Annotated in this window: 9 protein-coding genes; all 9 read right to left on the bottom strand. The window is 57.5% G+C overall.

Going from position 1 to position 9,384, the window contains the following annotated elements; genetic code table 11:
* Positions 1-18: 18 nt before the first annotated feature.
* The 9 genes from QM569_RS02365 to QM569_RS02405 all read right to left on the bottom strand — a co-directional run bounded on the left by QM569_RS02365 (position 19) and on the right by QM569_RS02405 (position 9,081).
* On the bottom strand, positions 19-1,188 hold the full coding sequence (locus QM569_RS02365; protein ID WP_414985621.1) for a glycosyltransferase: 1,170 nt from the start codon (positions 1,186-1,188) through the stop codon (positions 19-21).
* A gap of 32 nt (positions 1,189-1,220) precedes the next feature.
* Positions 1,221-1,448, bottom strand: coding sequence for a hypothetical protein (locus tag QM569_RS02370; RefSeq protein ID WP_414985622.1), 228 nt, complete (start codon positions 1,446-1,448; stop codon positions 1,221-1,223).
* Between the two features lie 10 nt (positions 1,449-1,458).
* Positions 1,459-1,884 carry a GtrA family protein gene (locus QM569_RS02375; RefSeq protein ID WP_414985623.1) on the bottom strand — a complete coding sequence of 142 codons (426 nt, stop codon included), beginning with the start codon at positions 1,882-1,884 and terminating at the stop codon, positions 1,459-1,461.
* Positions 1,881-2,843, bottom strand: coding sequence for a glycosyltransferase family 2 protein (locus tag QM569_RS02380; protein WP_414985624.1), 963 nt, complete (start codon positions 2,841-2,843; stop codon positions 1,881-1,883). The genes QM569_RS02375 and QM569_RS02380 overlap by 4 nt, the downstream gene beginning before the upstream one ends.
* A 387-nt stretch (positions 2,844-3,230) precedes the next feature.
* Positions 3,231-4,586, bottom strand: a complete 1,356-nt coding sequence (locus QM569_RS02385; RefSeq protein ID WP_414985625.1) for a glycosyltransferase family 39 protein — start codon at positions 4,584-4,586, stop codon at positions 3,231-3,233.
* Positions 4,587-5,456, bottom strand: coding sequence for a glycosyltransferase family 2 protein (locus QM569_RS02390; RefSeq protein ID WP_414985626.1), 870 nt, complete (start codon positions 5,454-5,456; stop codon positions 4,587-4,589).
* Positions 5,457-5,517: 61 nt separating this feature from the next.
* Positions 5,518-7,467 (bottom strand): hypothetical protein, encoded by a 1,950-nt coding sequence (locus QM569_RS02395; RefSeq protein ID WP_414985627.1) that lies wholly within the window; start codon positions 7,465-7,467, stop codon positions 5,518-5,520.
* Positions 7,468-7,566: 99 nt separating this feature from the next.
* Positions 7,567-7,995, bottom strand: a complete 429-nt coding sequence (locus QM569_RS02400) for a pilin (protein ID WP_414985628.1) — start codon at positions 7,993-7,995, stop codon at positions 7,567-7,569.
* A gap of 306 nt (positions 7,996-8,301) precedes the next feature.
* The gene (locus QM569_RS02405) at positions 8,302-9,081 is read right to left on the bottom strand and encodes an MBL fold metallo-hydrolase (RefSeq protein WP_414985629.1); all 780 of its coding nucleotides are present in this window, start codon (positions 9,079-9,081) and stop codon (positions 8,302-8,304) included.
* Between the last annotated feature and the right edge of the window lie 303 nt (positions 9,082-9,384).

Here is a 9,384-nt window from a genome sequence, read left to right on the forward strand (position 1 = left end):
GGTTACAGCCAATTTTCATCAATATTCCTGGCGACCACTTCGGAGCAGCTCTGCGTAACGTGGAGCGACATGATCCCAGCCCAGGCGCTCCCGCATGGCAGCCCTCATCGACAGACTTCGTTCCACGGCCTGTTTCGGGTCTCGCAGTTGGCGAAGAATGGCGTGGGCGAGTGCATCGGCGTCCCGAGGATTGACGATGCATGCGTCCGCCTGCGTTCCAAAGATGTCCTGCAAGCCTGCCACATCACCCGCGAGAGCTGGGCAACCACAGGCCACGGCTTCCATCAGGGCAACGGGCAACCCTTCCTGATCGCCAGACTCCGCCTTGATGAAAGGCGCCACAAATAACGCAGCGCGTTGGTACAAGTCAGGCAAGTCCTTCTGTGCCACCGCGCCGAGGAAGCGTACCGAATCCTCCAGACCCGCCAGTCGCGCCTGCGCCTTGAGCGGCGCCTCATCCGGGCCGAAACCGGCGATGGTCAGCGTTACATCGGGGCGCTCTTGTAACACTGCGGGCAGTGCGTCCAGCAGGTAGCGCAATCCCTTCTTCTCTACCAGGCGGCCCACGAAAAGCAATTCGCTGCGTGAACGCTGCACAGCGCCATTGGGCATGAAGCGCCCGGCCATGTCCACGCCCATGGGCACCACGGAAACCCTGTCCACATTGGCGCCCAGCTGGCCAACCGCGTCACGCATGGCGCTGCTCACCACGGTAGCGGCTTGAGCCTTGCCCAACACGAAGCGCTTGAGCGCCTGCAAGGGCTTGCTGCGCAATGCGTACAGATCGGCCCCGTGCGAGGTCACGACGAATGACCTGCCCAGCAGCGCAGCGATCAATCCCTGCGGAATGAGCCAATGCGCATGTACCACGTCGATCCGGCGCTGACGGCACAAGCGCCACGCGTGCCAGGCTTGCAGCAGCACGAAACCGGGTACCAGCAGCAACTTCCAGCGGCTATTGCGCAAGTTGGTCACGATGCCGCCGTTGTTGACCAGTGTTTCCAGCCCCGCGGGGGCGTAGCGGTAACGAATCACCTCCACGCCGTCCATCATTTCCGCGGGCGCTGCGCCCTTGGCGTGCGGGCACAGCACGATGACGTGGAACTGGCCCACAAGGCGTTTGGCAAGCTCATGCACGAAGCCCGGCTCATGGTCGCCTGGCCAGCGCGGGTAGGTAGAAGCCAACACGAGTAACTTGGGTTTCGCAACTGGGAGCGTATTCACTCGTGGCCTCTATACATCAGTGCCGAGATCTGCTGAGAGATCAACCCCATCAAGAACACCATCACGCTGCCTGTATAAAGCAGTGCGCTCATGTTGGTGAGGCGCCCTTGGTGCCACCACGTCCTTTCGGCATCCGGCAGCATGCGGTGCAGTTGCGCGACGACGAGGCAGACGGCTCCTTCTTCGTTTTCAGCCGACATGGCGATGGAGATACGGGGCGTCATGGTTTTACCATTATCTACTGAATATTGAATCGCTCTCTTGCGATCCCTTGTGACGATAGAGCCATTGGTTAGTTCCCAGATAATTAATCGCCATCCCGGCAAGACTTCCAGCGCAAACATAAATATTGAGCCACAGTGGAGTTTGCGAGAATTTCCAGGCAAGCAGCGAGTACACGGTCAAATTAACTACACCACCACCAAGCATCAACCCCAGGTAACGCACGTACTCGCCCCATATCCCCACGCCAGCCGAACGACCAGTGAACGTTAGGCGGCGGTTGATGAGCCAGGTCGCTGTTGCCGCCGTGAGAAAGGACGCGATGCGGGCACCATAGGCACCCATTGATTCGTGCAAAATCATTAGCGTGCCCATATCCACCGCCAAGCCGGTGACTCCCGCGACCCCGAACCACAGCAATCTCTGAATACTCTTCATGACCGTGAATGATTACCAGCCGCCTCGATTCTGAGATAGGCAAAGCGCTTCAGCTCGCGGCGCATTTTTCGGATGCCGTGAAGAATAAGACCACACGCGCCCGACAAAACACCACACACCATCATGGCGGTGACAAGCACCAGCGTGGGAAACCGTCGCACCAAACCAGTTTGCTCAAACTCATAAATAATAGGAGCGGCCAACGCCACGGATGTCAGCATTAACACTGCGGCCAGCCAGCCAAAAAACTGCAAAGGCTTTTCGCTGAGGACGAGTCGCCCAATTGTTTTCAGAATGTGCCAGCCATCCCGATAGGTGGATAGTTTGCTGATCGAACCCTCAAGGCGCGCGCCGTAAGGCGTATCGATTTCAGTGCAGGGCATGCGCAACTCCAACGCATGGACGTTCAACTCGGTCTCGATCTCAAAACCATGCGAATGGGCCGGAAACGATTTCACATAGCGACGCGAAAAGACTCGATAGCCCGACAGCATGTCACGGAATGAGCCACCAAAAATAATTTGCACGCCGCTGGTCAGGAATTTGTTGCCTAGCCTATGGCCCGGACGGTAGGTGATACCTTGTCGTGGTTCTTCCGTCTCTACTCGCGCGGCCACAATCATGTCCAGATGCTTGTCTATCAGCAAGTCAATCATTTTGCGTGCCGATGGCGCGTGGTAGGTCGCATCGCCATCGGCCATTACGTATATGTCGGCCTCGACATCAGCGAACATGCGGCGCACGACGTTGCCTTTGCCGCGTAGCGGCACATGAACAACGATGGCACCATGGGTCTGGGCGACCCGGCTGGTGTCATCCGTGGAATTGTTGTCGAACACGTACAGCGTGGCTTCAGGCAAGACTGCTTTGAAATCGTCAAGAACCTGGCCGATGGCCAGCGCTTCGTTGAAGCAGGGAATGATGACGGCAATGCTTGGTGTTTTTTGGATGGCGCTCATAAATTAACTTATAAAGATGCGAAACGACGAAGCGTTTACAGCAACTGCGAGCGTGCTGTGCGCTCCACCGCCATCAGTTGCACCACCGCCAGCGCGGAAAGTGGCTGCAATAGCATCGCTACCACGCCAATTACCAGTAATACGCGCCAGCCAACACCGCTGCCTTGCCGTGCCAGCGTACAGACCAACAAAAACGCCGCCAAAGCAGCCACCCCGGCAAAAGCGCCACCCGAGCAGGCCGCGCTGCCAGCAGCAAGTTACCCGACTGCTCAACCCGCCGCAGGCCCTGGACGGCGTTGGTGCGGATCGTGGCAAGGGCTAAGGGGCCAGGCATGGCGTCAATCCCGAGATCGCAAGTGCTTGCAGCATGCAGATTTTGCGATATTTCTATCCGCGACCATGGCTGTGTATTTTGTACAGATTCTTCTTTCGAATATTCTGCACAATCTGATAAACCATATAGGCTGCCAGGATGAAAATAACAGGCAACAGCGGCACACAATATCGGGCGATAGGAAATCCAACCACGTGTACTGCCAAAAAGTACAAAAACGTTGCCACAAACAGGTGATAGACAACGTTGTATTGTTCTTGAAAGCCGTCAATCCAGCGTTTCAACACAAGAGCAGACACGGCAACCACTGCCAAAATAACAAGCACCGCATGCAATCCCTGCATGGCCAGTTTGGTTCCGACGAAAACAGGGTTGTAAAAATAGGGGCTGGTAATCATGGGGTACGTAAAAAACTCCCTCCAGGCTGCAACATCACCCCAAGAGAAAAACATCAGAGGCTTGCCAATAAAATACCACACAAAATAATCAACCGGGTGCTCCGCAACCCGTTCGGATATCCCGCGCAGTGCAGCCCCAAGGCTGGAAGAAATATCGGCAATTTGCGGATCGTAGCGATAGGGATAACCCAAGGACAGCGGATTCCATTCGTACATGCTCCACGGGTAATGGCCGTGAACCAGCGCACTGATGAGTAAGGTTTGATCGCCTCCACCCAGCACAATCCAATTTCGCAGTGTCCAGGGAATGGTCATCAGCGCAAAGCCGAGCACCACCTTGACCGCCCAACTCCACCGTTGCGCCTTCGGAATGGCCGGTAGAAATGTCACCAGCAAAAAGGGTACAAAATAATTCAAGGTAGGGCGCACAAGCGCAGCCGCGCCCAGCGCCAAACCACCCGCAAACAGAACCCAGCCCGCCTGCGACTTGCGCGCCTCCATGGCAATGCAAACAAGCCCCGCCATCATTAAAAATATAAACAGCGTCTCTGAGAGTACATAAACGCCACAATTGACCAATTGCGGCGATATTGCAACCAGAAAGGCGGGCATCAATGCCCAGTTCGGTGGCAGACACTGCCGTGCCGCCAAAAACGTCAGCAGCACGAGGAGCGTTCCGAGCACAGCCTGAGCCAAGGTAATGTCAAAAACGGCCTTGCCTATCGGCAGATGGCTGACAAACAGTGCAAGAAACAATGGATATCCTGGAGATCTCAGGGCATCGGGCGATAATTGTTTGTTTTCCGAATTCAGGAATCCCGCATCTCTTGAGTAAATTCCGTGATTCACCAAATTATACGCATAACTATAATAATCTCTGGCATCTGCCCGAATTGGGAGGTCCACCTGCGTTTTCAGCGTCACATCCACGCGTAGCCAGGCTCCGAAAAGCATAATAAGGGCAAGCAGCCATGGCGACAAACGCATGCTATTTCTCAATTTCTTCGACATTCAAGACTCGTCCGTGTACATCAGCGCCGTGATCTGCTCTGAAATCAACCCCATCAGAAACACCATCACGCTGCCGGTATAGAGCAGCGCACTCATGTTGGTGAACCGGCCCTGGTGCCACCAGGTCCAGCCATACCAGGCAGACGCCAATCCAAACATGGCCAGCGCCACCGGCGCAAAGATCTTCAACGGCGAAAACAGCGTGCCGATCTTGAAGATGATGAGGAAGAACCGTGCGCCGTCGCGCAGCAGGCGGATGTGGCTCTTGCCGATGCGCTTGGCGGCGTGAATGGGCACATAAGCCACCGAATACCCGGCGCGAAAGAACGCCATGGTGCTGGTGGTGGGGTATGAAAAGCCGTTGGGCAGCAGGTAGAGGAACTTGCGGAACTTGGCTGCGCGTGCGGCGCGAAAGCCCGAAGTCAGGTCTTCCACCGGGTGGCCGGTCATCCAGCTTGCGAGGCGGTTGTACAAGGCATTTGCCAGGCCACGCCCCACGCTGGCCTGCGACCCTTTCTGGCGGGCACCGACCACCATGTCGTGGCCCTGCTCGATGCGTTCGAGCAAACGGAGAATATCCGCCGGGTCGTGCTGGCCATCCGCATCCATGAACACGATGACATCGCCGGTGGCTTCGCGCGCTCCGGTCTTGATGGCCGCACCGTTGCCTTTGGAGTACGGGTGGCTGACCACCCTGGCGCCTGCCTGGGATGCCACGGCTTCGGTGTCGTCGGTGGAGCCGTCGTTGACAACGATGATCTCCCCTGCGGGCAGCAATGCCTTCACCCTCTGCACGACGCTGCCAACCGCTTCGGCTTCGTTTTTTGCCGGGATGACGATGGATAACCTCGTGCCAATGGGTGGGTTCATAAAACGGCTGCTGCCCGGCTGTTGCGTTGGTTCTGCGTGCATGGTGAATGGGTGGGGCAAATTATTGCATCGCCTCTTTGATGTTTTTCCGCTCTCGCTCGATGAACAACGCCTGCTCCCTCCGGGTATCTAGTCGCTCAGCCTCGTCCAGTTCAGACATTGCGGCATTGAATTTCCCGCCCATTGCAAGCGCCTGCGCGTACATGATGCGGCTGCTCGCCTTGTCTTGCAAATCGATGGATTGTCGGATCAGCGCGACCCCTCCCGCCAAATCGTTCATGCCGCTGATGAGATAGTTTCCCATCAGCTTCGATACCTCTGCGCGCTCACTTATTGGAGTCAATGGATTTTCATAGGCAGCTTGCAGAATATCCATCATGTCGTTGTCAGCCATATGGCAGTTTTTCTGCAACTGGCAGTTCATCAATGATTGCAATACGGATGTATTTACATTACGGTATTTCTCCGTGCGGAACCCGGTTTTTAACTGCTCGATCAGTTCCGGTTTCGGCGCCGCGCCCTGCATGTAGGCCAGTTGAATCCGGGCCGCCAAGGGCAACAGGGCGCCCTTGTCGTTGTTCTGCGCGCGCACCAGGGCATCGTCCGCCAATTGGCCAAATTTGGGGTCTCCGTAGGTATGGAGCAGCACGATATACAGCCGCCCCAGCTCGTAGCTCGCGCGCATGGAGCCTGGCCTGTTTTCCGCCTCCAGCGCCGCCCAGTCCATGGTGTTGGACCACTGCAGCGACCGCACGTGGGTGATGAAGCCCAGCAGCGCCACATAGGCCACCAGGCAGAATGCGGCCAGCTTTCCGTATTGCTTGGCGTCCAGCCGAAACACCAGCATGGGCACCGCCAGCAGGGGGCCGATGATGGCGAAGTAATTCCGGTGCTCGTACATCAGTTCGAGCGGGAATATGGTCGATTCCAGCGCATGCGAAATCAGAAACCACCCCCACCCGAACAGCAGCACGGGGACTTTCTTTCGCAGCAGCCACGCCGCAGCCGTGATGAGCAGCAAGGCGATGAGCGCAAAAATCGTCGATAGGGGCGATAGCAGCGAATGAGACAGCACGATATCGTCGTGGTACAGCGACATCTGCGACACCTGCGGCAGCAGCAGCATGCGCAGGTAGATGATCAGGATGCGGGCCTCGGTCAGGCCGCGCTCCATCAGCGTGAACTCTCGATTGGCATAGGCTTCGTGCCCCACCATGGAGGGCAATTTGAAGACGGCCACGTACACGGCGGTGAGCATCACCACGCAGGTGACTGCGGTGCGCATGTGCATGCGCCCCAGGCGGAGTGCGTTGTTTTTGTACCGGAAGCCAAAAACACAATATTCCAGCCAAAAAATCAGAGGGGCGAATAAAACGCCCGATTCCTTGGAAAGTGCGGACAGGATCAGGCAAGCCAATACTGCCACGGCACTGACAAGCCCCCACGGCAGGGGGTGTTTCAAGGCAAGGCTTTGGTAGGTAGAGCGCCTGTACCAAACATAAATGACGACGCCCGCCATGCCGAAAAGCGTACACAGGCTGGTCATGCGCTGAACGGCATACAGCACCGCCGTGAGGTTCAAGGGATGCAAGGCCCACAGCGCTGCGACCATGAGGCCCGCCCAGGGCAAGCCCGGTGTGATGGCCGCCTTTTCCTTTGTTGTCAATGCCTCGCAAACCCATTGCGCAAAGCACCCCACCAAAATGGCGTTGACCAAGTGAATAGCCAGGTTGACCAGCTTGAACTGGAAGGCGTCGAATGTACCTGCCCAATAATAATTCAGGGCAAAAGTCAGCAGCGCGACCGGACGGCCCAGGGGGCCCGCATGCCCTGAAACGGCTGCGGCCCAGAACTCGTCCAGCGTGCCATTCGTGATTCTCAGGCTGCTGTTCTGGAGGATATTGACGTCATCGTCAAAAACAAAGCCGCCATGAAGCCCTGCCCAATAGCAGATCAACACCAATGCCAGAAGCGCGCTCCAGCCTGCCATGACAACGAACTTCTTGTGCATCACGAATTCTTTGGCCTTGCGGTTTTCAAGGGAAGGGATGGTATTTTGTGCGGAATAAAAAAGGGCACCGAAGTGCCCTTTTTGTCAACAAAGCCGGAATTATTGGGTCGTACGGCACTCGGAAGGAACGTACTTCAGGTTGAGGCTCGTCGTGCAGGTCCACTTCACGCTGCCGCCGGTGGTGGAGGGCGTCAGATAGATGTTGCCGGATTGGACCAGCGTAGAGTTGAAGGCCACAGTGATCGCACCGCCGGTGCCGACGGTCACGCTGTTGACGGCCTTGCCGGTGATGGAAGCGGCTGTTGCAACACCAGCAGAGGCATTGGTCGTGGGGAAAGCGCCATTGTTGGACCAGTATTCGGTCACGGAGGTCTTGGCGCCGGAAGCCAGGCTCAGACCTTCCGAAACGCGGGCGCGCTTGGTGTAGTCTTGGTAGGCAGGCAGGGCCACGGCGGCCAAAATACCGATGATGGCCACCACGATCATCAGTTCGATCAGGGTGAAACCCTTTTGCATAGTACGCTTCATGAGAAAACTCCTTGGGGTTAATTGCAATTAACAACCTGAAGAACGATTCTCCAAGTGTGCAGGGGTATGAGCATTTCCCGTGCCAGCCCAAAAGCAGCGTTTGCGGGGCGGCAAATGTTAGCAGGGTGTCACCCCATGCGATGGCGGGGCTTTATGCGACATTTTTGTCCGTTCAAGGCTGTCACAAATTGCATCACGGGTAACACGTACCGCGCAGTGCTGGGGGCAAGAAACTTTAAAAACCATAGCTTCTTATCTAGGCTGCATAAGCGTCAGAGCCATTTTTCACCAAGAATTGACGTTTGCCTACAGCGTGAATTCCTGCCCCGCCTGCAGCCAGTACACGTCGATGGGGGCGTGGGCGCGCGCATCCAGCAGCTCGTGGATTTCTTGCATGATGACCTGCGTTTCGGCGGGCTTGGTGTGGGTGATGTACACCCTGCAGTCGCGTGCCGTGCATGCCTGCAGTTCGGCCAGCAGGGTGCGGGGCGACAGGTGCAGGCTGCGGCGGGCCAGGGCGCTTTCGCGGTCGCTGAAGGCGGTTTCGATGACCAGCATGGCCACGGGCAAGGTGTTGATGCGCTGCCAGAACGCGGGGTTGCGTTCGGTGTCGCCGCTGAACACCCACCAGCCCGTGTCGCCCTGGATGGCGTAGCCCACGGCTGGAACGGTGTGGACGGCGGGCAGCGCCTCTACCACGCGCCCGGCAATGCTGCGCTGCTCGCCCACTTGCAGAGGGTGCAGGCGCAGAAAGGGCTGCTCCACCGTGGGAATGGCCTCGAAGTCGGGCCAGATGACGTTGTTGAAGACGTGCTGGCGCAGCGCGTCGATGGTGGCGGGCAGCGCGTGGATTTGCAGGGGCGTGCTGCGCAGGGAGGCCACGGCGTCCAGCATCAGCGGCAGGGCGGCGATGTGGTCCAGGTGCGAATGGGTCAGGAAGACGTGGTCGATGCGCCGCATCTCGTCCAGCGTGAGGTCGCCCACGCCGGTGCCGGCATCGACCAGGATGCTGTCGTCGATCAGGAAGGAGGTGGTCCGGCAGTCCTTGGCGATGGCTCCGGAGCAGCCCAGCACGCGAACCTTCATGGGCTGGTATTGTCTCATTGGTGTTGGTTATTTGGTGTCGAAATTCGTGGCGCCGTCCCACCCGGGGTTGAAGGGCTGTTCCCGCTGGGCTTGGACACGGGCAGCATACAGATCGTAGAGGGTGGATGGCGGGGCGGCTTGCTTCAAGTTCGTAAGCAGTGTGCCGCATTGTGCCCAGGGCGGTTTCAAGTCCAAGTGCAACAAATATTCAATGCACAGGGTCTGGCTGCTGGCTCAATCGAGCCAAGTGCTCGGCATAGACCTCAATGGGCTTGCGCCAACCCAGGGTCATCCTGGGGCGGC

Origin of the sequence: Acidovorax sp. (assembly GCF_047607405.1) — a bacterium.
In the GTDB taxonomy this organism is placed as follows: Bacteria; Pseudomonadota; Gammaproteobacteria; order Burkholderiales; family Burkholderiaceae_C; genus Acidovorax.

What these genes read in the sequence shown, in the direction of transcription:
- QM569_RS02370 (WP_414985622.1), bottom strand. Translation starts at nt 1,448, where the DNA reads ATGACGCCCCGTATCTCCATCGCCATGTCGGCTGAAAACGAAGAAGGA.
- QM569_RS02375 (WP_414985623.1), bottom strand. Translation starts at nt 1,884, where the DNA reads ATGAAGAGTATTCAGAGATTGCTGTGGTTCGGGGTCGCGGGAGTCACC.
- QM569_RS02380 (WP_414985624.1), bottom strand. Translation starts at nt 2,843, where the DNA reads ATGAGCGCCATCCAAAAAACACCAAGCATTGCCGTCATCATTCCCTGC.
- QM569_RS02385 (WP_414985625.1), bottom strand. Translation starts at nt 4,586, where the DNA reads ATGTCGAAGAAATTGAGAAATAGCATGCGTTTGTCGCCATGGCTGCTT.
- QM569_RS02390 (WP_414985626.1), bottom strand. Translation starts at nt 5,456, where the DNA reads ATGAACCCACCCATTGGCACGAGGTTATCCATCGTCATCCCGGCAAAA.
- QM569_RS02395 (WP_414985627.1), bottom strand. Translation starts at nt 7,467, where the DNA reads ATGCACAAGAAGTTCGTTGTCATGGCAGGCTGGAGCGCGCTTCTGGCA.
- QM569_RS02400 (WP_414985628.1), bottom strand. Translation starts at nt 7,995, where the DNA reads ATGAAGCGTACTATGCAAAAGGGTTTCACCCTGATCGAACTGATGATC.
- QM569_RS02405 (WP_414985629.1), bottom strand. Translation starts at nt 9,081, where the DNA reads ATGAAGGTTCGCGTGCTGGGCTGCTCCGGAGCCATCGCCAAGGACTGC.